General features: G+C 48.6%; 20 protein-coding genes. 19 read left to right on the top strand and 1 reads right to left on the bottom strand.

Features of this window, described 5'->3' with window-relative positions:
* Positions 1-95 precede the first annotated feature (95 nt).
* The 6 genes from B5D20_RS03880 (at position 96) to B5D20_RS03855 (ending at position 7,605) form a co-directional block, all read left to right on the top strand.
* Positions 96-1,154 (top strand): TolB-like translocation protein, encoded by a 1,059-nt coding sequence (locus B5D20_RS03880; RefSeq protein ID WP_078664913.1) that lies wholly within the window; start codon positions 96-98, stop codon positions 1,152-1,154.
* 134 nt (positions 1,155-1,288) lie between these two features.
* Positions 1,289-2,944: an AMP-binding protein gene (locus B5D20_RS03875; RefSeq protein ID WP_078664912.1), complete on the top strand. Its 1,656-nt coding sequence runs from the start codon at positions 1,289-1,291 to the stop codon at positions 2,942-2,944.
* Positions 2,945-3,094: 150 nt separating this feature from the next.
* Positions 3,095-4,957, top strand: a complete 1,863-nt coding sequence (locus B5D20_RS03870) for a methyl-accepting chemotaxis protein (protein WP_078664911.1) — start codon at positions 3,095-3,097, stop codon at positions 4,955-4,957.
* Positions 4,958-5,013: 56 nt separating this feature from the next.
* On the top strand, positions 5,014-6,027 hold the full coding sequence (locus B5D20_RS03865; protein WP_078664910.1) for an ABC transporter ATP-binding protein: 1,014 nt from the start codon (positions 5,014-5,016) through the stop codon (positions 6,025-6,027).
* The gene (locus B5D20_RS03860) at positions 6,024-6,815 is read left to right on the top strand and encodes an ABC transporter permease (protein ID WP_078664909.1); all 792 of its coding nucleotides are present in this window, start codon (positions 6,024-6,026) and stop codon (positions 6,813-6,815) included. Before B5D20_RS03865 ends, B5D20_RS03860 begins: the two co-directional genes overlap by 4 nt.
* 1 nt (position 6,816) lies before the next feature.
* On the top strand, positions 6,817-7,605 hold the full coding sequence (locus B5D20_RS03855; RefSeq protein ID WP_078664908.1) for an ABC transporter permease: 789 nt from the start codon (positions 6,817-6,819) through the stop codon (positions 7,603-7,605).
* Here B5D20_RS03855 and B5D20_RS03850 read toward each other — a convergent pair whose 3' ends face one another.
* A complete protein-coding gene (locus B5D20_RS03850; RefSeq protein WP_159071898.1) occupies positions 7,606-8,607 on the bottom strand; it encodes a 4Fe-4S binding protein in 1,002 nt (333 codons plus the stop codon).
* Positions 8,608-8,773: 166 nt separating this feature from the next.
* Between B5D20_RS03850 and B5D20_RS03845 the strand changes: the two genes are divergently transcribed.
* From B5D20_RS03845 to B5D20_RS03785, 13 genes are all read left to right on the top strand, one after another.
* The gene (locus B5D20_RS03845) at positions 8,774-10,393 is read left to right on the top strand and encodes a PAS domain-containing protein (protein WP_078664906.1); all 1,620 of its coding nucleotides are present in this window, start codon (positions 8,774-8,776) and stop codon (positions 10,391-10,393) included.
* The gene (locus B5D20_RS03840; RefSeq protein WP_078664905.1) at positions 10,362-11,048 is read left to right on the top strand and encodes a response regulator; all 687 of its coding nucleotides are present in this window, start codon (positions 10,362-10,364) and stop codon (positions 11,046-11,048) included. Before B5D20_RS03845 ends, B5D20_RS03840 begins: the two co-directional genes overlap by 32 nt.
* A gap of 126 nt (positions 11,049-11,174) precedes the next feature.
* Positions 11,175-12,209 carry a TRAP transporter substrate-binding protein gene (locus B5D20_RS03835; RefSeq protein WP_078664904.1) on the top strand — a complete coding sequence of 345 codons (1,035 nt, stop codon included), beginning with the start codon at positions 11,175-11,177 and terminating at the stop codon, positions 12,207-12,209.
* Between the two features lie 63 nt (positions 12,210-12,272).
* Positions 12,273-12,827 carry a TRAP transporter small permease gene (locus B5D20_RS03830; protein WP_242952035.1) on the top strand — a complete coding sequence of 185 codons (555 nt, stop codon included), beginning with the start codon at positions 12,273-12,275 and terminating at the stop codon, positions 12,825-12,827.
* Positions 12,793-14,088 (top strand): TRAP transporter large permease, encoded by a 1,296-nt coding sequence (locus tag B5D20_RS03825; protein WP_078664903.1) that lies wholly within the window; start codon positions 12,793-12,795, stop codon positions 14,086-14,088. The genes B5D20_RS03830 and B5D20_RS03825 overlap by 35 nt, the downstream gene beginning before the upstream one ends.
* A gap of 52 nt (positions 14,089-14,140) precedes the next feature.
* Positions 14,141-15,127 (top strand): DctP family TRAP transporter solute-binding subunit, encoded by a 987-nt coding sequence (locus B5D20_RS03820; RefSeq protein ID WP_078664902.1) that lies wholly within the window; start codon positions 14,141-14,143, stop codon positions 15,125-15,127.
* 83 nt (positions 15,128-15,210) lie between these two features.
* Positions 15,211-15,780, top strand: a complete 570-nt coding sequence (locus tag B5D20_RS03815; protein ID WP_078664901.1) for a hypothetical protein — start codon at positions 15,211-15,213, stop codon at positions 15,778-15,780.
* A 19-nt stretch (positions 15,781-15,799) separates the two neighbouring features.
* Entirely contained in the window at positions 15,800-18,886 is a 3,087-nt protein-coding gene (locus tag B5D20_RS03810; RefSeq protein WP_078664900.1) for an efflux RND transporter permease subunit, read from the top strand.
* Positions 18,855-20,792, top strand: coding sequence for a sigma 54-interacting transcriptional regulator (locus tag B5D20_RS03805; RefSeq protein WP_078664899.1), 1,938 nt, complete (start codon positions 18,855-18,857; stop codon positions 20,790-20,792). Before B5D20_RS03810 ends, B5D20_RS03805 begins: the two co-directional genes overlap by 32 nt.
* 172 nt (positions 20,793-20,964) lie before the next feature.
* The gene (locus tag B5D20_RS03800) at positions 20,965-21,831 is read left to right on the top strand and encodes an HpcH/HpaI aldolase/citrate lyase family protein (RefSeq protein WP_078664898.1); all 867 of its coding nucleotides are present in this window, start codon (positions 20,965-20,967) and stop codon (positions 21,829-21,831) included.
* A 30-nt stretch (positions 21,832-21,861) separates the two neighbouring features.
* Entirely contained in the window at positions 21,862-23,076 is a 1,215-nt protein-coding gene (locus tag B5D20_RS03795) for a succinate--CoA ligase subunit beta (protein WP_078664897.1), read from the top strand.
* Between the two features lie 50 nt (positions 23,077-23,126).
* Positions 23,127-24,023 (top strand): succinate--CoA ligase subunit alpha, encoded by an 897-nt coding sequence (locus B5D20_RS03790; RefSeq protein WP_078664896.1) that lies wholly within the window; start codon positions 23,127-23,129, stop codon positions 24,021-24,023.
* Positions 24,024-24,038: 15 nt separating this feature from the next.
* On the top strand, positions 24,039-25,379 hold the full coding sequence (locus B5D20_RS03785; RefSeq protein WP_078664895.1) for an MmgE/PrpD family protein: 1,341 nt from the start codon (positions 24,039-24,041) through the stop codon (positions 25,377-25,379).
* The last annotated feature ends 1 nt before the right edge of the window (position 25,380 follow it).

Below are 25,380 nucleotides of genomic sequence, written 5' to 3'. Positions count from 1 at the left end.
ATGAACAAACTTCTATTTTTTTAATGTAATTTGCAGGAATCTGTAATTTTGTGGCGAAAAGGAATAGTAACATATTGCACAAAGGGGGACAGAGAATGAAAAAAATGGTTAAAGCCGCTGCCGGCTTGACCTTGTTAGCACTTGCACTATCCTCGATATTCTTGCTAATGCCAGGGGATGCAGCCGTCAATCTCAATAGTTCAGCTTTGCTTTCACCGATCCCCATGCAGGCTGTGCCGGAGGCCATGACCCTGCAGGTAGATGGGACTTATGCCTATTTTATTGACGGTGGTGGCGATCTGGCCCGGATTAAACTCAGTGACTCTTCGGTGGAAAAACTGGTTACCAAAGCCAATGTGGGAGAAATTGTTGAGGTGGCGCTAGATGGCAACTATCTGGTTTTCACAACCATTTACAATGGACTGAGTAAAATCTTCTGCCTGGATTTAACCACTAAAACCATTACAGATTTAGTCCCCTCCCGGCTCACTACGAAAAAAGCCTTTCCTGATGTAGCTGGTGGCAAGGCGGTTTGGTCAGAATGGACAGAGACGGTGGGGACTGATGGCCGAATCAGTTACTCCCGGGCGATTATTTACATGAAAACCTTGCCCAATGGGGCAGAAACAACCATAGATTCCAGTGCGGCCTATTTGGCCCGTGCCCGTATAACTACTACGCATGTGGCTTATGAGACTTTAAATGGTGGTACCAATTTCATCAAATTGCATAATATCAGTAATTCTACCAAGACGGATGTATCCGGAGCCAAGCGCTTGCATGATATCAGTCCCAATTATGTTTTATACAGTAGCAGTGGCTATGATTTGCAGCTCTATGCCATCAGCGGCGGCGCCAAATATCCAGTCATTAAAAACAGCTATCCTGGTGGTGCTGCTCCTACCGCTTTTGCTATCGGCAAGGCGGAACTGGTGACCAACCAGCTGGTAGTCTGGTCTGCTAGTAGCGGTAAAATCTATGGTTCGGATATCAGAACAGTTACCGCTCCTACCGGTCCCACCCAGCTGGTGGATTGCGGTCATCCCTGGCCAGCTTTTGCCTTGAGCAAAGTAGGGACAAACCCGCATAATATTGTCTACTGCCAGAATAGCGGTACTGCCGGAGTCTACAAATCCAGTGTAAATGTACAATAACTTCCTGAATGGCTGTTCACAGACAACAAATCACCATTCAGGGTAGAAAATCTACTTTTTACCAGCCGATGTTGTCGGCTGGTCTATTTTTGTTTATGCTGAAAATACAAAGAAGACAAGGGGGTAGAGAAGGGATGGAAGATTTGCGCAAACCCAATATGGAGGACTATGATAAGGTCTATGCTGAGTTCAAGCATCAGGTGCCGGAGTATTTCAACTTCGCCCGGGATGTAGTGGACAAGTGGGCCCAGGATCCGGACAAACTGGCCATGTGGTGGGTGGATGACTACGGCAATGAAGCCAAGTATACCTTCAAGTACTTTTCCGAACGGTCCCAGCAGCTGGCCAATGCTCTCAGCAAGCTGGGCATCAAGCAAGGGGACATGGTGTTCCTGCTCTTACCCCGGCTGCCGGAATGGTGGGAAAGCATTCTGGCAATTATGCGCATTGGGGCTGTTTATATTCCCGGGACGAGCCAGTTGACTCCCAAAGACCTGAAATACCGTTTTGAAGCTTCCGAAGGGGTAGCCATCATAACTGATGCTGAAAATGCCCCCAAAGTGGATGCTATCCGCAATGAATGCCCGACCTTGAAGCATTGCATTATGGTGGGCGGCAAGGCCGAGGGCTGGCTGGATTATGGTGAATTGATTGCCAATGAGCCCACTGTATTTGAAACTGCCAACACTCGTTCGGATGACCCGGCTATTATCTTCTTTACCTCCGGTACCACCGGTTATCCCAAGATGACTGTGCATACCCATGCCAGCTATCCCATTGGCCATATTGTCACCGGGAAATACTGGCTGGATCTGAAGCCTGGAGATTTGCACTGGAACCTCTCCGATACCGGCTGGGCTAAAGCAGCCTGGAGCTCTATCTTCGGGCCCTGGAACTGCGGTGCTGCCATTTTCATCCATCATTCCACCGGGAAATTCGATCCCAAGAAAACTTTGGAACTTCTGGCCACTTACCCCATTACCACTCTCTGTGGACCGCCGACCGCCTACCGGGTCATGGTGCTGGAAGACCTGAAGTCTTATAAATTCCCCCACCTGCGCCATTGTGTCGGCGCCGGTGAACCCCTTAACCCGGAAGTCATCGAGGTCTGGAAAGAAGCAACCGGTTGCATAATTCGCGATGGCTATGGCCAGACGGAATCGGTGATCATGGTAGCCACCTGGCCCTGCATTGAACCCCGGTTCGGTTCCATGGGCAAACCGGCTCCCGGCTTCTATATTTCCGTTATCGATGAAGATGGCAATGAGCTGCCCCCCGGTCAGGAAGGGGATATTGCTGTCAGGATTAAACCGGAACGGCCGGTGGGATTGTTTAAGGAATACTGGAAAGACCCGGAACGCACCAGAGCCACCGAGCGGGGCGACTGGTATATTACCGGTGACCGTGCCTATAAAGATGAGGATGGCTATTTCTGGTTTGTGGGCCGGGCGGATGATGTCATTCTCTCCGCTGGTTACCGGATTGGACCCTTTGAGGTGGAGTCCGCTCTGGTTGAACATCCGGCTGTGGCCGAAGCAGCGGTAGTGGCCAGCCCCGATGAACTGCGGGGAGAAATCGTCAAGGCCTTTGTCATTCTGGCTCCTGGTTATCAGCCGTCAGATGCCCTGGTCAAGGAGCTGCAGGAACATGTCAAAAATGTAACTGCACCATATAAATATCCGCGGGAAATCGAGTTCGTCACTTCACTGCCCAAGACCATCAGCGGCAAAATCCGCCGGGTAGAGCTGCGGGAACTGGAAAGAAGGAGAAAGCTAGGGGAAGGTAAGTAAAAGGGATAAATATATAGAGAGGAAACAAGGGATGCTGTAACAGGCATCCCTTGTTTTTTGTTGAAATTTTGTCAAAAAAACAAAAATTGTGCAGGATTTAATCATAAAATGTAGAAATAATTCTAAAAACAAAAAGAAAGGGGAAGCGGAGTGAGTTATGCCAGAAAACTTTATGCAGCACTAGTTGGATTAACTTTTTTTGCAGTGCTATTGTTAGCTTTTTATACTGCAGCAGCTGCCAAAGACCAGTTGCTGGCAGCTGCCAGACAAAAACTTCGAAGCGACCTGGAAATGAGTAAAATTATCCTGAATTACAAATATCCCGGGCCCTGGCAGGTTCGCGATGGTCAGCTTTACAAAGGCGAGTACCGGATCAATGATGATTATTCTGCTGTGGATTTAATCGGCCAGAAAACAGGCGATACCGTTACCATCTTTCAGGGCGATGTTCGGGTAGCTACTAATGTTCGCAGGCCTGATGGCAGCCGGGCGGTGGGTACAAAAGTTTCTGAAAAAGTTCGCCAGGAAGTGCTGGTAGAACAGAAAACCTTTCTTGGTGAGGCAGAAGTAGTCGGCCGCATGTACCAGACTATCTACGAGCCGATCAAAAACCCGGAAGGGAAAGTTATCGGCATACTTTATGTGGGTGTGCCCAATGCCTATTATGACCAGCTGGCTGCAGCTTTCCGCTGGCGGACCATCGGTTTAGGAGCTCTATCTCTAGTAGGTGCGCTGGTATTGGGTTTTGTCTTACAGCGCCATTTGTTAAAGCCCATTAAAGAACTGCAATCAGGAATGCAGCTGGTAGCCAGTGGACAGCTTTATACCAGATTGAATTTGGGCCGAAAGGATGAATTTGGTCAGCTGGAGCGCAGCTTTAATCAAATGGTAGAACATTTGTATACTCTGGTAGAAGGCATGAAAATGAAAGCCGTTGATCTGACCCACTTTGCCCGGCAAATGGCAGCAGGGGCTGAGAATGGGGCGGAAGCCAATGGTCAGCTGGCAGCTGCCATAACGGTTGTTGACCAGAAAGCCCATGTCCAGGTAGGAGAAAGCCAGCAGGCCCTGAGTGCAGTGGAGAATCTGGTTGAAAGCGTGAACCAGATTGCGGCTTTGCTGGAAGAACAAAGTGAACAGGCAGAAGAAGTAAGAAAAATGGTAGCTGTTACCGCTGCCGGGATTCGTAAAATCAGTGAAGAAAACCAGGAGCTGGCTAATCAGGCCACCCAGACGCAGCAGGTGGCCAGTGACAGCAGACAAGTAGTGGCTGAAACTGTTGCCGGGATGGCCAAAGTGCGCCAGTCCGTCAGTTATGCTGCGGAACAGGTTAAACGCCTGGGGGCTGCTTCCAATCAGATTGATGGGATAATCCAGGTGATTGTGGACATTGCCGAACAGACTAATTTGCTAGCCTTAAATGCTGCTATTGAGGCAGCCCGGGCCGGCGAACATGGCAAAGGTTTTGCCGTGGTGGCTGATGAGGTGAGAAAGCTGGCCGAAAAGTCGGCAGGAGCGGCCCGGGAAATCAGCCAGCTGGTCCACGATATTCAGGCGGGCATCCAGCGTGCGGTTGACGGTATGGTACAAGGGGAGTCAGAAGTGGAAACTGGCATCAGCCTGGCTGAGCGCACCGGACAGGCGCTGGAAACCATAGTTCAGCAAATGAACAGTACGTTTAATCAGGTGGAACGGATTGCTGGCGAATCGGAAAACATTAATCAGGCTGGTAAAGGTGCTGTTGCTGCTGTCAAAGAGCTGACCAGGGCCATTAAGGAATCGGCTGCTCAGGCAGAAGAAATTAGTGCTGCGGCCAGGACTATTGAAACAGTAATGGTTAAAATTACGGAAATGGCTGGTGAAAACAGCGCCAGTGCCCAGGAGATGTCAGCCCTTAGTGAACAACTGCAGGGTTTGACTGCGGAAATTTCTACCGCCAGTGAGCAGCTGGTGGAAATGACCAGGGAAATGGAGGAAGCAGTAAGTCAATTTCATTTAGAGCCGCAGGCTTAACGCCTGGGGCTCTAATTTTATGTTATAATGAGGGAGGCGAAGGAGGAGAAAAGGAGATGGACTATATCATCGAAACTGTGAACTTAACCAAAGAATTTCGTTTGTTTAAACGCCGGGAGGGTTTATGGGGAGCAGTACTGGATTTGTTCCAGCGGGACTACCGTATCCTCAGGGCTGTGGATAACCTGAACCTGCAAGTGAAGCGGGGGGAGATTATCGGTTTTATCGGCGCTAATGGAGCCGGTAAATCTACCACCATCAAAATGCTGACCGGGGTCCTGGTACCCAGCTCGGGGCGGCTTCTGGTCAATGGGTTTACGCCCTACCAGGAGAGGGAAAGGTATGTACGGCAGATCGGGGTGGTGTTTGGCCAGCGCAGCCAGCTCTGGTGGGATCTGGCGGTGATTGAGTCGCTGCGCTTGCTGGGTCAGCTCTACCGGGTTCCTGATTCTTTGCTGGAGAAGCGGATTGCCGATTTTGCTGATCGCCTGTCTCTATCATCTTTTCTGCATACTCCGGTACGCAAATTGAGCCTGGGTCAGCGCATGCGCAGTGAGCTGGCAGCCGCCCTTATTCACCGTCCGCCCTTGATATTCCTGGATGAACCTACTATCGGTCTGGATGTGGTAGCCAAAAATGAAATCCGGCGCTTTCTCCAGGAAGTAAACCGGGAAGACGGTACGACCATTTTTCTTACTACCCATGACCTGGGGGATATCGAAGCTCTCTGTCAGCGGGTAGTGATTATTGACCAGGGCAGAAAAATTTATGATGGTAATCTGGACAACCTGCGCCAGCAATTTGGCCGGGAGCGCCAGTTGCGGATTGAACTGGAACAACCGGTGGCGCCAATTGTCTGGCAGGAGATCTGCGGCCACCTGCCGGTGAGATGGCAGGCTCAGGATGAGGGGCGGATCTGGAATGGCTCTTTTGTGGAACAAGAGGTGACAACAGCTGCTATCCTGCAGCCTATCCTGAACCGGTTACCGGTACTGGATATCAAAATTGAGGAGACACCTATTGAGGAAATTGTCGCCGATATTTATCGCCAGGGAGGCCTGGCCTTATGAGAATATATCTGACTCTGATCCGCATGGAATTCATGAAACAGCTGGCTTACCGGGTTTCCAACCTGACCGGTGTGCTCAACTACCTGGTGCAGATTGGTGGCTATTTTTTCCTCTGGGATGCTATCTATGCTGCCAGGCGGCCCCTGGCTGGTTTTACTCATTCGGAAATGCTAAGTTACGTAATCGTAGCCTGGGTAGTGCGCTCTTTTTATTTCAATAATCTGGAAAGGGAAATCGCCCTGGAAGTGCGAGAAGGGCGGATTGTGCTGGAATTGTTGCGGCCTTATGATTACGGGGCGGTCAAGCTGGCCCGGGCTCTGGGAGAAGCCCTTTTTCGTCTTCTGGTCTTTACTCTTCCTAGCGGCTTAGTGATGTATCTCTTTTATCCCTTTAAATTACCGTCCAGTCTGACAGCCTGGGGGATGTTTTTGTTAGCGGCTTTAGGCAGTTTTCTGGTCAATGCCCAGCTCAATTTGCTTACCGGTTACCTGACTTTTTATACCTATAATAATACGGGCATTCAGCGGATGAAGCGAGTGCTGGTGGATTTGCTCTCCGGACTGTTAGTTCCGATCAGCTTTTATCCTGCCTGGGCCCAGCAAATCATCGATTTTTTGCCCTTTCGTTCTATCAGTTATTTGCCCACCTTGATCTGGCTGGGGAAAATCAGTCCGGCTGCAGGCTGGCAGGTCCTGGCGGAACAGGTCCTCTGGTTTCTGGTGCTGGCTTTCATTTCCCGGCTGCTCTGGCAGCGGGCTCTGAAAGGGCTAATGATACAGGGGGGATAACATGCATTACTGGCGGCTTTTTAGCGGATACAGCAAACAGTACCTGAAGAAACTGCTGGCATACCGGGGAGATTTTTTTGCCCAGTTTTTCGCTGATCTTATGAGTCAGATTATGAGTCTGGTGCTGATTCTGGTCATTTTTCGCCAGATTCCCAGGCTCAATGGTTGGAATGAAGGGGAAATGCTGTTTCTCTATGGTTTTTTTCTCTTACCCTATGCTCTGTTCAATGTTTTTTTCAGCAATTTCTTTGAAGTTCCCCGTCGCTATATTCTTCAGGGGGAACTGGACCGGGTCCTGGTTCGTCCAGCCCCTTCCCTGTTTCAGGTAATGCTGGAACAGATTGAACTGGAATCAGCCCTCAGCCTGGTCAGCGGCTTTCTCGTTTTGCTTTATGGTGCCAAAACCGCTGGGCTGGACTGGAGCTGGTGGCATTTTCCCGTGCTGATTTTGACGGTTACAGGAGGAACGTTGGTCTATGGTGGCATCTTCATAGCACTGGCCAGTCTGGCCTTCTGGTTTGAAGGCAATATCGCCCTGATGCCCACTATGTATAATATCTCGGTTTATGGCCGTTATCCTGTCACTGTATATCGGGGAATTGTCCGTTTCATCCTCACCTTTATATTGCCCTTTGCCTTTACCGGCTATTTTCCGGCAGCCTTGCTGCTGGGCAAAAAAGAAGGCCTGACCGGCGGGATTTTAACTCCGCTGGTCGGCCTGGTAGTTTTCCTAATCGGGGTGCTGATCTGGAATCGGGGCATCAGGCGCTATACCGGTGCTGGAAACTGATCAGGGGTGGCCGGTATAAAAGGCCCGCATTTGCCGGTAAAAATCGATGGAGAGGCCATTATCCCAGTGGCCGGTCAACCGGGCTACAACGTAAACCAGCAGGAACAGTCCTAGAACCAGTACTGCGACAGTCATTGCCTCCTTGCCGGTAAAGCGGGACCAGAAACCGGGCTTTAAGGTGCCTGGAACCGGGCAGGCGCTGACACACTGCAGACAGAGATGGCAATCGGGGCTGTGTACCCGCCGGGATTCAGCCACTGGCAGCCAGTTGGGGCAGGCCCGGTTACAGGCCTGACAGTTAATGCAGCTATTGCTATCCCGCTGGATCCGGCTCAGGCCCAGGCTGCCCATAAGTCCCATGAGGGCGCCATAGGGGCAGAGATAGCGACACCAGAGATTGGTGCCGAACAGGCTGCCCAGCAGAAAGATACCTACCACCGTCAAAAAAACGGTACCCGGGCTGAGGAAAAACTGCAACATGGCTACATCAGCCAGAGCCATATAGGGTGTTTGCAGATAGGCGGCCAGTTCTTCACCACTCATGCCCAGGAGAATGTAATACAGGAAAAAGATCATCAAGATATACTTGATACTGCGCAACAACCAGTCCAGGATTTTCAATACCAGGTGACGGCGGGGCCAGGGCTGTTTATGGCCGGGCAGGCCCAGTTTCCGACCCAGCCAGCTCACGCTCTCGAATAAACTGCCGATCGGGCAAATCCAGCTGCAAAAGGCTTTATGTAACAGCCAGGAAATAGCCAGGAAAAAGAGGAGCAAAGTCAGGCCGGCAGGGTGAACCGGGTCCCAGTTACCAGTAGTTAGCCAGTATTTTAGCCCCACCAGGGCGGCAATGGGCAGATAGCCTTCTACTCCGGGGGGACGGCTGGCAGCAGGCCCAGTCCCTTCCAGGTAGAGATAAAACTGATAGAATTGATAGCCGATCCAGAGGCTGGCAAGAACAAAAAAGGCCTGACTCAGGCGACGCCAGAATTGCTGTGACAATTTCTTCCTCTCCCTTCTGCGGATTGTACTTTTTATAACAAATACCATTTTAACTAATCTGTTTGGAAATAGCAATGACTTTTATCACATTTTCGCTTGTTCGGGCAGGGAAGCTGTTAAAAATGTCGAAGTATAGCAGCAGCGGGGATGAGGGAGGTTTTCCGGAATGACTATACGCTTGCGGACCAAAATGACCCTGCTGGCTTTTCTGATCGTCATGTTTTCGGTAACCATTGTGGCGGTGGTAGTGAGCTGGCAATCAGTTCAGGATTTTCGTTCTGAACTGGGGCGGCGGGCCCTGGCCATTGGCCGCACCGTGGCCCAATCTCCTTTGATTCAGCAAAATGTCGGGCGTCCGGGGGCAGAAAAAATTATTCAGCCTTATGTGGAACGGATTCGGCTGGCTACCAATGTAGATTATATTGTGGTACTGGATATGAACAAAAAGCGCTTATCCCATCCGGTGGCCAATCGGATCGGCACGATTTTTGCCGGTGGAGATGAGGGACCGGCCTTTGCCGATAATGAATATACTTCTCTGGCAGTGGGAGTCAACGGGGAAGCTGTGCGTGCCTTTGTCCCGATTAAGGATGAACGGGGCATTGCCCAGGTGGGAGTAGTAGTGGTGGGGATTTTGACCCCTTCCCTGGGGGAAGTGCTGCTGGAGTGGAAAAGCAGTATATATCTGACGATGATCCTCGCCCTGTTCGCTGGTGCTATTGGTGCTTTTTATCTGGCTGCTCATGTCAAGCAGGCCATTTTTGGCCTGGAACCGGAGGAAATCGCCGCTTTGATGGAAGAAAGGGAGGCGATCCTGGCGGCTATTAATGAAGGAATTATCGCTATCGACCGGGAAAATCGCATTACCTTGATTAATCCTGCGGCCCGACAAATTCTGGGCATAGCAGAGGAAGAATTGCTGGGACGTCCAATAAATGAGGTTATCCCCAATACCGCACTGCCGGAAGTGATCAGCACCGGAAGCAGTCAATTCAATCAGGAACTGGTATTTAACCGCAAGATCATTGTTTCCAATCGCTTGCCCATCCGCTGGCGGGAGAAAATCATCGGGGCGGTAGCGGTGTTTCGGGATAAGTCGGAAGTAAGGCGGCTGGCGGAAGAATTAACCGGGGTGAAAAAGTTTGTCGAGGCCCTGCGGGTGCAGAACCACGAAAACCTGAATAAGCTCCATACCATCGCCGGGTTAATCCAGCTTCATCGTTATCAGGAGGCGCTGGATTATATCTTCCGCATTACGGAACAGCAACAGGAAATCACAGCTTTTCTTACGCGACAGGTCAAAGATCCGGCTATTGCCGGGCTGTTGCTGGGCAAAATGGGTCGGGCCAAGGAACTGAATATCCGGTTTGAACTGGACCGAAAATCAGAGTTAAAGACCCTGCCAGCCAATTTGACTGCCAGTGACATCGTGCTGATTATGGGGAACCTGCTGGAAAACGCTATGGAAGCAGTATTACCCTGCCAGCAGGAAAAGCGCTGGGTGAAATGCGGGATCAAACAGGATCAAAAGGAATTGATACTCTGGGTGGCCGATGGGGGCCCGGGTCTGATTGATGTGGATTTTGACCGCTATTTTCAGCTGGGGTATTCTACCAAACGGCCAGAGGGGAGAGGGCTGGGCCTGTATTTAATCAAACAGCAGGCGGAAAACGCCGGAGGTAAAATTATTTTGCGCTCACGGCCCCAGCAGGGAACCCTTTTTCTGGTTAAATTCAGTTATGAGGGGGTAATGGATGGTGCAACCTCTGCGCGTATTGCTGATTGAAGATGACCCCATGGTGGTAGAGGTGAACCAGAGCTTTATCAATATGATTCCCGGCTTTCAGGTGATAGGGGCATTGCGGCAGGGGAGCAGGGCAGTGGAGGAAATCCGGTACCTGCACCCCGACCTGGTGATTCTGGATATCTATCTGCCGGATACGAATGGTATCCAGGTAATTCAGCAGATCCGCAGTACAGCCTTACCGGTGGACGTCATAGCCATTACCGCGGCCCAGGATAGTGAGACAGTTCAGCAGATGTTGCGCTTCGGGGTAGTGGATTATTTAATTAAGCCTTTTAAATTTGAGCGGCTGAAACAGGCCCTGGAAACCTATCTGGAGCGACGCAAACAGCTGATCAGCAAGGAGCAGGTGGACCAGAAGGATATCGATCAGCTGGCAGTGCCGGTGATTGTTCAGGAAAAGCTCAAGCATACTGAGCTGCCGAAAGGCTTGAACTTATTTACCCTGGAACAAGTGCTTACCTGTCTCAGACAAAAAGCCATCCCTCTGACGGCTGAAGAGGTAGCGGAACTGGTGGGGGTGGCCCGGGTGACTGCAAGACGCTACCTGGAATATTTGGAGAAAGAGGAATTGATACAAAAAGAGATTCAGTATGGTTCAGTGGGCAGACCGGTTCACCGCTATTTTTTGCGGTGAACTCCTTTTTTTGACCAAAATGAACAAAATAATCAATATGAACAAAAGGTTCTCATTTAAAGACATATTAGATAGAATACAAGTAAAATTAAAAATTATCAAAAAATTTACAAGGAGGTAACAGGGATGAAAAATTTCTGGCGTAAGGCTGCTGCGCTTGCCCTCTCAGGTCTACTGGCTTTCGGTCTGGCCGGCTGTGGCTCCGGGGGTGAAAAGAGCAGCCAGGGGGAACAGAAAAAGGATGAGCCCATTGTTATCAAATTTTCCCATGTGGTAAAGGAAACCACTCCCAAAGGGCAGGCTGCTCTCAAATTCAAGGAGCTGGTGGAACAGAAAACCGGCGGCAAAGTCAAGGTAGAAGTATATCCTTCTTCCCAGCTCTATGGTGACAAGGAAGAGCTGGAAGCCCTGGTGGCCAACAATGTGCAAATGATCGCTCCTTCTGCAACCAAACTGGTGGGTTTAAATCCGGCATACCAGATTGTTGATATGCCTTTTATCTTCAAGAACGATCAGGCTGCCTTAAACTTCTACAATGGACCGGTAGGACAAAAATTGCTGACCAGTCTGGAAGACAAAGGCATTCTCGGTTTGGCCTGGTGGCCCAATGGTGCCAAGCATTTTACCAACTCCAAGCGTCCTCTGAAGCGGCCGGAAGACTTCAAGGGGCTGAAGTTCCGGACCCAATCCGGCGGGGTGCTGGATGCCCAGTTTAAAGCCCTGGGGGCTGGTTCCCAGACCATTCCCTTCGGTGAAGTTTATCCGGCTCTGCAGAATGGTACTGTGGATGGTCAGGAAAATACCTTCAATAATATTGATACCCAGAAATACATTGAAGTTCAGAAGTATCTGACTGTCTCTGGCCATGGTCGCATAGATTATGTGGTGCTGGTTAATAAGTCCTTCTGGGACAGCATTCCCGAAGATCTGCGTTCTAAGGTTAAAGAAGCCATGGATGAAGCAACAAAACTGGCCACTGAGCTCTCCGATAAACAGAATAAGGAAAGTTTCGAAAAAATCAAACAGAGCGGTAAAGTGGAAATTTATGAACTGACTGAAGCCGACCGGGCAGAATTTGTGAAAGCAATGGAACCTGTCTACAGGGAATATGAAAGCAAAATCGGCAAGGAAATCATGGATGCCGCCCGGAATGCTCAATAATTTGTCTTGCAGGGGCACATCCGCAGGGTGTGCCCTTTTTTCCGGAGAAGGGAGGCGAGGCTGATGGAAAAGTTTATGAAGAGATTCATTGCCTTGTATGAAGCAATAGAGGATTATCTGTCCGGTGGATTAATCTTCCTGGGTCTGACCCTGGTTATGGTCAATGTCGTTTTGCGTTATGTAACCGGTAAACCGGAATCCATTTTAGATGAATATTCGGTTTATCTGATTGTCTGGGGGGCAATGATCGGTTTTGCTGTGGCCCTGCGGGATGATCATCATATTAAGGTGGATATGCTGTACCGTCTTTTGCCATTAGGGGTAAAGCGAGTGGTCACCATTTTCGCACATCTGGTGGGGCTGGCTTTTGCCGGGGCTATAACCGTGTTTGGCACCAAACTGGTAATGACTTATAAACTGCTGGGCCAGGGCTCTGCGGATAGTCAGACTCCCCTCTGGATTGTCTCCCTGGTCCTGCCGCTCAGCGGTATCATGCTGGCTATTCGTTATCTGGACAAAATTCACGATGTTTTCAAAAATGGCGGCCGGGATTGGGCAGCGGCTGAGGAAGGAGGCAGGGGCCATGACAGTAATGACAACTACCATTCTGCTATTTAGTCTGTTTATTATCCTCTTTCTTTTGAATGTGCCCATTGCCGTCAGTCTTGGTACAGCGGCCAGTATTATCCTTTTCCTGGGTGGCAAGTTTTCGTTGTATATGATTGTACAGCGGATGTTCTCCGCTTTGCTGGCACCGCCCCTGATTGCCATTCCCGCTTTCGTGATGGCAGGGGTGCTAATGTCCCGCGGCGGTATTGCCAAATATTTAATTGCTGCATTGAGGGCCTGGATCGGCCATCTGCCCGGCGGTCTCTCGGTGGTAACCATTCTGGCCTGTGCCATTTTCGCCGCTATTTCCGGCTCTTCCCCGGCGACGGCAGCGGCTATTGGTGCCCTGATGCTACCGGCGATGATTGAAGGCGGTTACCCCAAGCGCTATGCCATGGGTCTGATTGCCGCTTCCGGTACCCTGGGTATTCTCATTCCTCCCAGTGTGACATTGATCATCTACGGGATCACTGTGGAAGAGTCCATCGGCAAGCTGTTCATGGGCGGTCTGTTACCGGGACTGTTCATGGCCCTGGTCCTGATTATCAGTGCTATCTTTTATGCTAAAAAGAATGGTTTTGGCCGTGGCGAAAAGGCTACGATGGCGGAAAGATGGCGGGCTACTTTTAAAGCATTGCCCGGGGCGTTTTTGCCGGTATTTATTCTGGGCAGCATCTACTCCGGTATCGTAACTCCCACTGAAGCTGCCGTGTTATCGGTCTTTTACACTATTATCGTTTCAGTTTTTGTCTATCGGGAGTTTAGCTGGAAGGATATTCGTCCGGTTTTGCGGGAAGCCACCAATACCATCTCCATGATCTATCTGGTCATCGCTGCTGCCATGGTTTTCAGTCTTTATATTACTGATGCTCAGGTGCCCAATCTGGTAGGGGAATGGATTAAAACTGCCAATCTGAATAAATTTACTTTCTTCCTGGTTTGCAACCTGATGTTCTTTATCATGGGCACCTTCCTGGAAGCGGTATCCATTACTCTCATTACTTTGCCCATTTTGCTACCGATGATCGAGCATCTGGGGATTGACCTGATACAGTTCGCCATTGTTATGACTGTAAACATGGAGCTGGCTATGATTACTCCCCCGGTTGGTCTTAACCTCTTCGTGGTCAGCAATATGGCCAGAGAACGGCTGGAGGAAGTGGTCAAAGGGGTTGTGCCCTTTATCGTATTGATGATTGCTGTAATGATATTGCTTATGGTTTGGCCCGATATTTCCCTCTATATTCCACGAGTGTTGATGGCAGATTAAGAAGGATTTTGGTAGCTGGCCTCGAATTACAATAACAAAGGAGAGAGGCCGGATGCGCAAGTTATTGCTGGTAATATTAGTGCTTGCTTTTCTGGCCGGAGGATGTCAAACTCCGGCCAGAGATTTTGAGCAGGTAAGCAGTCAGGAAAAAGTTATTCTTAAATTTTCTCATGTCGTAGGGGATAATACCCCCAAGGGTCGGGCGGCCCGGCGCTGGGCCCAGCTGGTGCAGGAGCGCAGCCGGGGCAGAGTGGAAATCCAGGTTTTCCCCAATTCCACTTTGTATAAGGATGGGGAGGAGCTGGCGGCTGTGCAGAAGGGTTATGTCCAGATTATTGCTCCTGCCACCAGTAAACTGACGGAATTCAGTCCGGTCTGGCAATTGCTGGACTTGCCTTTTTATTATGAAGATATCGATGCTGTTCACCGTTTGCTGGATGGGCCGGTAGGTGAAAAACTGAAACAATCTCTCTTTGCCCGAAATCTGCTGGTGCTAGCTTACTGGGATAATGGTTTCAAGGTAATGGCAGCCAATCGGCCGCTGGTAAAAGTCAGCGATTTCCGGGATTTGAATTTCCGGATCATGAACAGCCCCATGCTGGCAAAACAATTCCGGCGTCTGGGGGCCAATCCCGTTGCTATGGCTTTCAGTGACGTTTACTCGGCCCTGGAGAAGGGACAGGTGGAAGGCAGTGAAAATCCCCCTTCCAATCTTTATTCCAAAAAATTTTACCAGTTGCAGAAATATATAACCTTGAGTAATCACGGTTATGTGGGTTATGCCGTAGTTGTTAACAAGAGCCAGTGGGAAGCTCTGGATCAAAAAATCAGACAGCTGCTCCTGGATACTTTGCAGGAAGTCACTATCTGGGAACGACAGGAAGCGTTTAAACAAAATCTGGAGGATCTGGAAAGAATACGTCGGGCGCAGGGTACTAAAATCATTGAGCTTACTCCTGAACAAAGAAAAGAATGGCAGCGGATTCTAATGCCTTTGCGAGAAGAATTGGCCCAGGAAATCGGTGAAGATTGGTTTTAGTCGAAAGACCCGGTATTTTTGTACCGGGTCTTGCTTTTCTACCGTCCTTCCCTGTGCTAAAATAGGGGCGGGAGGAGAAGCTGATGAATCATTTTGATCTGAGTTCAGCATTGCAGGAAATTGTTCACGATGTTCAGGAGGGGCCCGGCCTTTACCGGGAGGAACGGGAGAAATTTTTTAACTCTATGCTTCCCGTATTACAGGAAAAAGTGCAAATCGCCTTTGCCCGGTTGCTTTTGACCAATGAACTGGTTCAGGAATGGCAAGAACAATATAATATGCTGTTACTGGATCAGCTGAAACAGGCCGCCGGACTGGGAGTGGACTTATTCCTGGCAGCGCGCCTGTTAAACCGGGGAGAGCTGGTTTTCAAAGACCTGGCAGTGGCCAGTTTGCTGGAACTGGAAAGACATTTGTACGAAGCTGTTCACTGGGCAGCAGAGGTTCAGGCTCAATATGAAACCGCCTATTTAATTCAGCATGCCAGTATCGGGATTATTTACGAATTGAAGGAACATATTCCTGAACTGGCAACGGCCCCCTGGCAAGAGGTAGAGGACCTTCGTCTGGCTTTTGCCGCTATTGCCCGGGAAACTTTTTTGTTATCCATGCTGCATAGTGTGTTAGGGGAGCAACCACAACCACTGGCCTAACATCCGGGAGGGGAGAGAGATGAATATTACCCGCTGGGCACTGGAAAAAACCAGGGCCCTGTCTGTCCTATTTGCCCTGCTGGCAGTGCTGGGGATTATCGGTTACCGCGGGCTGGGAGTGGACCTGTTTCCGGTAGCCAATCTGCCCTATGTTACTATCCTGACTTTTTATCCGGGAGCGGGAGCTGCTGAAATCGAGCAAACCATTGTTGATCCTATTGAGGAAGCGGTTGCTCCCCTGGCGGGGCTGAAGCGCATCAATTCCACCGCCGGGGAAGGCATTGCCATGACGGTACTGGAGTTTACCATGAGTACCAATGCTGATACTGCCGCTCAGGATGCACAGAAAGCCATTGACGGGATAATCAACAAACTGCCTAAAGATGCGCAAAAACCGGTAGTGAAAAAATTTGATTTTAACAATCAGCCCTTTATGACTCTGGCGCTGACCGGCCCTTTTCCTGCCAATGAGTTGTATCGTCTTGCCGACGAAAAACTCAAGGATGCGCTGCAGAACATCCAGGGCGTGGCTCAAGTGGATATTGTCGGTGGGCAAAAACAGGAAGTGCAGATCAATGTGGATTTGCTCAAACTGGAACAATATGGCCTGACCTTAAACCAGCTGGCCCGCAAACTGGCAGCAGAAAATCTGAATGTACCTTCGGGACAGATTGCCCAGGGGGAGAGGGAGTATGGTGTCCGCCTGGTGGGGCAATTTACCGATCTTGATGATATCCGCCATTTACCCCTTTTGCCGGGTTTGACTCTGGATAAAGTGGCTGAGGTGAAAATGGCCAACAAGGAAAACCGGGATTATAGCCGCCTGAACGGACAGGAGGCTGTGGCCCTGATTATCCAGAAGCAAAGCAGCGCCAATCTGGTGGCTACTGCTGAACAGGTAACCAGCCGCCTGCAGGATTTGGAGCGCCTCTTGCCACCAGGGGTTAAACTCTCAGTTGTCAAAGATGATTCCACCTTTACCAATGCCTCTTTAAAAGATACCCAGCGGAACCTGGTAGAAGGAGTATTGATGACCGGCTTGGTGCTGTTCTTTTTCCTGCGCGAATGGCGTTCACTGCTAATCGCTCTGCTGGCCATTCCTGTTTCAATCATTTCCACCTTTATGGCTATGAAATGGGCCGGATTCAGTCTAAACCTGCTCTCTCTGATGGGTCTATCCCTTTCAGTGGGGATTCTGGTCGATGATTCAATTGTAGTTCTGGAAAACATTCATCGCCATTTGAAACAGGGAAAATCCGGGTTTCAGGCAGCTCTGGATGGCAGGATGGAAATTGGCCTGGCGGCAGTAGCTATCACTTTATCAGATGTGGTTGTCTTTGGTCCCATGGCTTTTATGAAAGGCATGGTAGGGCAGTTTTTCCGGGAGTTTGGTTTAACAGTAGTCTTTGCTACTCTCTTTTCCTTGCTGGTATCCTTTACTCTGACGCCTGCGCTGGCCAGCAGGCTCTTTGCCAGTGGCGGTAAAGAAGCCCAGGGCAGTTTCTGGCGCTATCTGGAGCGGCTGGGAGCCTGGGTTGTGGTTGCTTATCGCCGGGCCTTGCTCTGGACCCTTGACCACCGGGGCCTTACCATCCTGGTGGTGTTATTGCTGGTAGGTGGGGCAGTAGCCCTGATTCCTCTTGGCTTTATTGGAACAGAGTTTATTGCCCGGACAGATCAGAATCGTTTTACCATCACTCTGGAATTGCCGGAAGGGGCCTCCCTGCGAGCCACTGATGCTGCTGTCAAAAAACTGGAGGCCAGGGTCAGGCAACTGCCGGAAGTGAAAAGCTATCTGGCTACCATTGGTCGAAATACCGGCCAAAAATACGGTATCAGCTCTGCTGTAAACTTAGGCAGTGTAGACGTGCTGCTAGTGGACAAAAAAGAACGCCAGCGCACCGTCTGGGAAATTATGGACGAAGTTCGCACCTGGGCTCCGGATTTTCCTGGGATAAAACTGGTAGTCAGTGATCCGGGAATAGTAGGGGGCCGGGGAGGATTGCCCATTCAAATCGAAGTGACAGGCCCGGACTTTCAGACCCTGGAGAAACTGGCCAGCCAGGTGGAAAGGATTGTGCGCCAGACTCCGGGAACCGTGGATGTGATGAGCAGCTGGAAAAAGGAAGGTAAGCCAGAATGGCAGCTGATTTTACAGCGGGAACGGGCGGCTCTGCTGGGGGTAACAGCCTATGAAGCCGGGACGACCCTGCGCACAGCAGTAGATGGCCAGATAGCCGGGGTTTTGCGCCAGCAGGGCAAGGAAACCGATGTCCGTTTACAGGCCCGCCGGGAGCAGGTGCAGGATAGGGAACAGCTGGCTGCTATTAAAGTTCAGACTTTGACAGGAGATCTGGTCACCCTGGCACAGGTAGCTGATTTGCAGGAAAGGACGGCACCCCCGGTAATTTACCATAAGGACCGTCAGCGCTTGATTACCGTTTCGGCCAACTATCAGGGGAGAAAACTGGGGGATGTAACTGGAGATATCCAGCGGCAGCTGGACCAGTTAGTTCTGCCGCCAGGTTACCACATCAGTTTTTATGGAGAACAGAAGGATATGGAAGAATCCTTCCAGGATCTGATTCAGGCGTTATTGTTGTCCATAATGTTTGTATACATGATTCTGGTGGTGCTTTATGAATCCTATCTTACTCCTTTCATTCGTATGTTATCATTGCCGGCGGGGCTAATTGGCGCTCTGGCGGCACTGGCTATAACCGGCAATTCCTTGAATATCCTCTCACTTATTGGCCTAATCATGCTGGATGGGCTGGCGGCAAAAAACGGTACTCTTTTAATCGACTACACCAATACGCTGCGGGCCCGGGGGCTTTCTTTACGGGAAGCTCTGCTGGAAGCGGGTACAACCCGCTTGCGTCCCATTTTTATGACCTCTATGACCATGATTTTCGGTATGCTGCCTACGGCCCTGGCTGTAGCCGAAGGAGCGGAGATGCGTTCATCGATGGGGATTGTGCTGGTGGGCGGCTTGCTAACCTCTACTATCCTTACCCCTCTACTTATCCCGGCAGCATACACTCTAATTGAGGAAAAACTGTTGTGTAAAACAAATGGTTCGAGGGGGGGATTTGATGAAGCCTAAGATTGCAGTGACTTCGTCTTATCCGGAGCTTACCACCCTTTTCAGACGAGTCTCGGAAGAGATGGCTACGCCTGCTATTGTTGTAGAAGCGGTTTTGGAAGAAGCTGTGCAAAAACTCCAGGAAGTCCTTAACCAGCATAAGATAGAAGTCATTATCAGCCGGGGGGGTACGGCCGAAACACTAAAAAAGAATTTTAGTATCCCGGTGATCAATGCAGATGCTACCGATTTTGATATTTTACAGGCTTTTTGGAAAGCAAGAAAGGTGAGTCACCATATTGGTTTTTTCACATATGACCACGCGCGGCTTGAATCGGACTTTCTGGCTGGTATGGAAGAAATAATAGGCTGCCCGATCCGGCAATTTATCTACAGTAATATAAAGGAACTACAGGAACAAATTATTGCTGCCAAGAAATCAGGAGTAGAGGTAGTAGTAGGCGGAGGTAACACAGGGGTACAGTTAGCACAAAAGGCTGGCATGCATGGTGTCTTGGTTTATACAAGTCGACGGGCCGTAGTCCGTGCTTTCCAAAGGGCTTTGGAAATAATCGAGTTGCGCCAAAAGGACCTCGAACAGACACAGTGGCTTAAGACTATTATTGATCATGCTTTTGATGGAATAGTAGCATTGAATCAGGAAAGAGAGATAACGGTCTTTAATCCAGCAGCGGAAAAAATCCTGGGATTGCCCAGGGAAAAAGTGTTAAGCCGGTCGGCAGATACTCTTGTATCAACACTTTTGCCGGCCCCTCTTTTAATGGACGGTACAGAAGAAACGGAGAAGGTGCTGCGTCTTGGTGATGCCCAGATTGTCTTTAACCGGGTGCCAATTATGGTAGAAGGGCAGAATATTGGCATGGTTATTACTTTTCAGGATGTTACCAGGGTGCAGAGGCTGGAACAACGCATCAGGAAAGAACTCTACAATAAAGGTCTGATCTCCAGGTTTAATTTTGACGATATTGTTTACTGCAGTAGTATCATGGAAAAAACAATTGAACGGGCCAAACAGTTCGGTCGGACTGACTCTACTGTATTGATTATTGGTGAGAGCGGTACTGGTAAAGAACTATTTGCCCATAGTATGCATGCTATCAGTGACAGACGGAAGGGGCCTTTTGTTGCTATAAATTGTGCAGCCTTGCCGGAAAACCTTTTGGAAAGTGAACTTTTTGGTTATGAAGAAGGGGCTTTTACCGGGGCAAGAAAAGGCGGTAAGCCGGGGTTGTTTGAGTTGGCTCATGGTGGAACTATATTTCTTGATGAAATAGGAAAGATATCGTTGAACTTGCAGGCTAGGCTTCTAAGAGTATTGCAGGAAAAGGAAGTTAGGCGGGTTGGCGGAGATCGGATTATCCCCGTCGATGTGCGGGTTATCTCAGCGGCAAACGAAGATTTAAACCGGGCGGTTCAAAATGGAGAATTCCGATCGGATTTATATTTCCGTCTGAACGTCCTTAATTTGAAAATTCCGCCGCTGAGGGAAAGAAAAGAGGACATCCCGGTATTGATTAACCACTTTTTAAATAAATTTAATAGGAAATTTGATAAAAAAGTAACATCAATCCCTTCATATTTAAAGGAATTGATGTTAAGTTATTCTTGGCCGGGAAATGTGAGGGAATTGGAGAACATCATCGAGCGTTATGTTATTCTGGAACAAAATAACCAGGCCTCTAAGGAATTGGAGTGCTATTTTAAGGAAACCTTTCAACAGCCTGACAGGTCAGAGGTTAACTGCTGGCAAGGTGACACAATTACAGTTCGGGAGGGAACATTGGAAGAAATGGAGTTAGAAATCATTAGAAAGCTTGATGCAAAAATGAATGGAAACAGGACTCTTTTGGCTCAAAAACTTGGTATAAGTCGTACCACTCTTTGGAAGAAGTTAAAAGAATTTTAAAGGTTTTGCCGTCGTTTAAAATTTAAACAAATGTCAAGTTTATTGTTCAGTAAATAAACGGCGAATATCAAAATAGGCGAAAAAACCATGCCAAAATGCTGGCATGGTTTTTGCTTTTTAATAAAAATGAAAAAATTAATAAAATTCTGATTATGAAAGGAGGCGATATTTAATGAAACCGTTGCGTACTTTTATGTTTGCTCCTGGCAGTGATTCCAAAAAATCAGACAAGGTACTGACATTAGGAGCTGATGCCGTTATCCTCGATCTGGAGGATGCAGTAGCAATCAGTGAAAAGGAGCAAGCACGCAAGGTGGTCCAGGAAACTTTGTTAAAACCCAGGGGTTGTAAGGCTTATGTTAGGGTTAATTCCATTTCCACTAATTTTTTCTTTGATGATTTAGAAGCAGTTATCTGCTCGCGGTTGGACGGTATTATGCTACCCAAGGCTGAATCCGCTGAAGACATTCGTATGGTTGATTGGCTGATAACTGAAGGTGAGAAAAAAAGAGGGCTCCCTCCGGGACAAATAGACCTCATCCCTCTAATTGAAAGTGCAGCTGGTGTCTATCGGGCGGCGGAAATTGCATCTGCTTCACCAAGGATTTCGCGGCTTGCTTTTGGGGCGATTGATTTTAGTCTCGATATTGGAACAACCTGGAGCAAAGATGGCAATGCTTTCTTTTATGCCCGCTCACAGTTGGTGATTGCTTCCAGGGTTGCTGGTATTGAAGCACCTATCGATACAGTCTATCCAGAAATTAAGGACATAGATGGACTGGTGGAAGAGTGCCGGTTGGTTAGAAGTATGGGATTCCAGAGTAAATTAGTCATTCACCCAGGACAGATAGAACCAGTAAATAAAGTTTTCTCACCCACCCCTGATGAAATAGCCCAGGCAAGAAAAATTGTTGTTGCTTTTGAAGAAGCCGAAAAACAAGGATTGGCTGCGATTCAGGTGGACGGTAAATTTATTGACTACCCTGTGGCCATGCGTGCAAAAAAATTATTGGCTATAGCTGAAGCATTAGGAATGTAATTATTTCTTAAATTTTAAGGAGGGTTTAGTATGGGAAGAATTACGGAAAATCACAGTAAACAACTAATACGGCAGTTTGGTATTCCGGCTCCGCAAAACGATGTAGCGGCAAGCCCTGAGGAAGCCCGGGAAATTGCTAAACGTTTTGGCAAACCGGTAGTTTTAAAAGCTTTAGTACCTATCGGCAAAAGAGGAAAAGCAGGTGCAATAAAATTTGCTGATACTCCTGATGAAGCATCCCATTTAGCGGCTGAACTGTTGCGGATGAAAGTGGCCAGTTTCCCCGTTGAAAGAGTTTTGGTGGAAGAAAAGATTTCTATTGCCGAGGAATGGTTTGTTTCAATTACTATTGACAAGAGCAAAAAAGCGCCTGTGATTATTGCCAGTACTTGTGGTGGTATCGATGTAGAAGAACTAAGCCGCAAGTGGCCGGAAAAAATTATTACCTATCATGTAGACCCGATTCTTGGCTTTTGTGATTATGAAGCCAAGGAAATATGGAGTGAATTAGGTGTTAAGGGCAAGCTTTTGACTAAAGCAACCGGAGTTTTATCTAAACTTTACCGTTTATTTGATAGTACTGATGCCTATCTTTTAGAAATTAACCCATTGGTGGTAACAACCGATGAGGACATTGTTGCTGCTGCTTCAGTTATGAGTGTTGATGATTCAGCTATGTACCGTCATCCTGAACTTAAAGACATAGTGCAGATTGGCAGTGAAAGAGCCTGGCGACCGCTCACAGAATTGGAGAAGCAAATGATTGCGGTTAATGAAGCAGATCCTTATCGCGGCACTGCCCGTTATACCGAAATGGATGGTGGAGATATAGGTTTTATGTGCGGTGGTGGTGGCGGCAGTTTGTTAAGTTTTGACGCTTTGGTTTCTTTTGGCGGCAAACCGGCTAACTATTCTGAAGTTGGTGGAAACCCGACAGAGGAAAAGGTGTACGGACTGACCAGGGGTATTTTATCGAAACCTGGTGTTAAAGGGCTTTTTGTTGCTCATAACATTACCAACAACACTCAGGTTGACATAATGGCCAAAGGGATTATCAGGGCTCTTAAAGACTTAAACATTGATCCATCAAAGTTCCCGGTTGTTGTCCGGGAGGCAGGGGTTAACGATGCTGTAGCCAAGGAACTGTTTGTCAATGCCGGTATTGAATATTACGGTGATGATGTTACTATTACAGAAGCTGCTGCCAAAATGGTACAGCGCATGAAAGAAACCTACGGTGAATAGAGAATATACGACCCGATGAAACAAAATCAGTATTTGGGAGGGACAATCTAATGGCAATTTTAATTGACCGCAATTCGAAAATAGTTATTCAAGGTATTACCGGGCGGGAAGCTACCATGGTCACTAAGCATACCTTAGCTTACGGAACGAAAATTGTTGCTGGCATTACCCCTGGGAAGGGGGGGCAGGATGTTGAAGGTGTACCTGTTTACGATACATTAAAAGCTGCTTGTCGTGAGCATGAACTGGACACCTCTCTCGTTTATGTGCCACCGGCCTTTGTCTTTGACGCTGTGATGAAAGCAATAGCTAATGGAATTAAGTTAATCTTGATTGCTACAGAAAACGTGCCACAAAAGGATGCCATTAAATTTTTAAATATAGCTCAGCAACGGGGTGTTAGGATTGTAGGGCCCAATTCCGTGGGTATGATCAGTCCCGGGGAAAGGGTAAAACTGGGAGCCATTGGCGGGGACAATGTAGAAAGGTGTTTTGTTCCGGGCCCGGTAGGGGTAATATCTCGGAGCGGAGGTATGACAGCCGAGACGTCCTGGATGGTCAAAAGAGCCGGCTATGGGGTTAGCACTGCCATAAGCATCGGTGGAGACGCCTTGATCGGTAGCTCTATTAAAGATCTGCTTGCCCTGTTTGAGAAAGACCCTGAAACAAAAGCGGTGGTAACTTATTCCGAACCGGGTACCAGCTTTGAGGAAGAGGCGGCTGAATTTATTAAGTCAGGAGGCTTTACCAAACCATTAATTTCTTATATTTCTGGCAGGTTTACCGAGTCCATGCCTGAAGGGACGGTCTTTGGCCATGCTGGAGCGATGATTTCCGGCGGAACAGGGAAACCCTCAACAAAAATGGCTAAACTCAAAGAGGCCGGTGCATATGTGCTTGAAAAATTTGATGATATGATTCCGACCTTAAAAAAGTTGCTGGGTTAAGGGAGGCTTGCTGTAATGATTTCGCAAAAGCTGGCTGATTATATCTGTAACCTCAAATATACCGATTTGCCTGACGAAGTTATTGAAATTACCAGGTTATCTTTTCTGGACTGGCTGGGGTCTGCCCTGGCCGGTGCCGGAAAAGAAGCGGGACAAATGGTTTATGCTGTAGCTGAGGATATTGGGGGAAACCCCCAGGCGACATTAATTCCGTCCTTGCGGAAATCTTCTTGTCTTAACGCTGCTCTGGTCAACGGGGCGGTTTCGCATATCGTAGAGCTGGATGATGTTCACAAGGCATCAATTTTACACGCTGCTGCTGCAATAATTCCGGCAGCCCTGGCAGCGGCTGAGAAAATCGGGGCATCTGGTGAAGAACTGATAACTGCTATTGTGGCTGGCTATGAAGTCGGTATCAGAATTGGCGAGGCGGTTACTCCCTCCCATTACTATTATTGGCATAATACCGGTACTTGTGGAACTTTTGGCGCTGCGGCAGCAGCGGGAAAAATTTTAGGCTTGAATCGGGACCAGATGGTTCATGCCCTTGGCAATGCAGGCACTCAGGCTGCTGGGCTGTGGGAGTTCCTGGCGGACGGTGCCATGAGTAAACATCTTCACCCGGGAAAAGCAGCCATGAACGGTCTTCTGGCAGCTTTGCTGGCAGCCCGGGGGTTTACTGGTGCGAGCAAAATTTTAGAAGGTGAGAAAGGTTTCTGTAAAGCAACAGCCAGGGAATACGATTTAAATAAAATTACTGACGGCCTGGGCCAGAGTTATAAAATTCTGGAGAATTCTTTCAAGATTCATGCCTCTTGCCGGCATACCCATCCGGGATTAGATTTGGTTATCGCATTAGCCAAGCAGTTTGATTTAACTCCCGGCCAGGTTGAAAAAATAGTTGTTAAAACTTATGGGATTGCTTTGGATATTACTGGAAATTATCAGCCCAATTCTCTTTATGCAGCCAAGTTTAGCCTTCCCTTTTGTGTTGCCCTTGGATTAAAAAAGCGGAAGGCCGGACTCGCCGAGTTTAACGAGGCAGCTCTGGAAGACAAAGAGATCCGCGAGCTGATGTCCAGGGTTGAGCTGGTTCAAGATCCGGAAATAGAAGCTTTATACCCGGAACAGTGGCCTGCTATAGTAGAAATTTACTGTTCAGATAATCGAGTCTATACAGAGCGGACCAACTTCCCGAAAGGTGATCCGGAAAATCCGGTAACTGCTGAGGAATTATCTGTGAAATTCCGGGAACTGGCGGGTATCAGACTAAAACCAGAAGAAGCAGAAAGGCTTTTACAAAAGGCATTAAAAATGGAGAACATACAAAATATCGCTTTATTTTTTACTAATTGAA

Source organism: Carboxydocella sporoproducens DSM 16521, from assembly GCF_900167165.1.
GTDB lineage: Bacteria > Bacillota.
The sequence above is the reverse complement of the archived record's forward strand: the minus strand, read 5'-3'. Positions and strand labels throughout refer to the sequence as shown.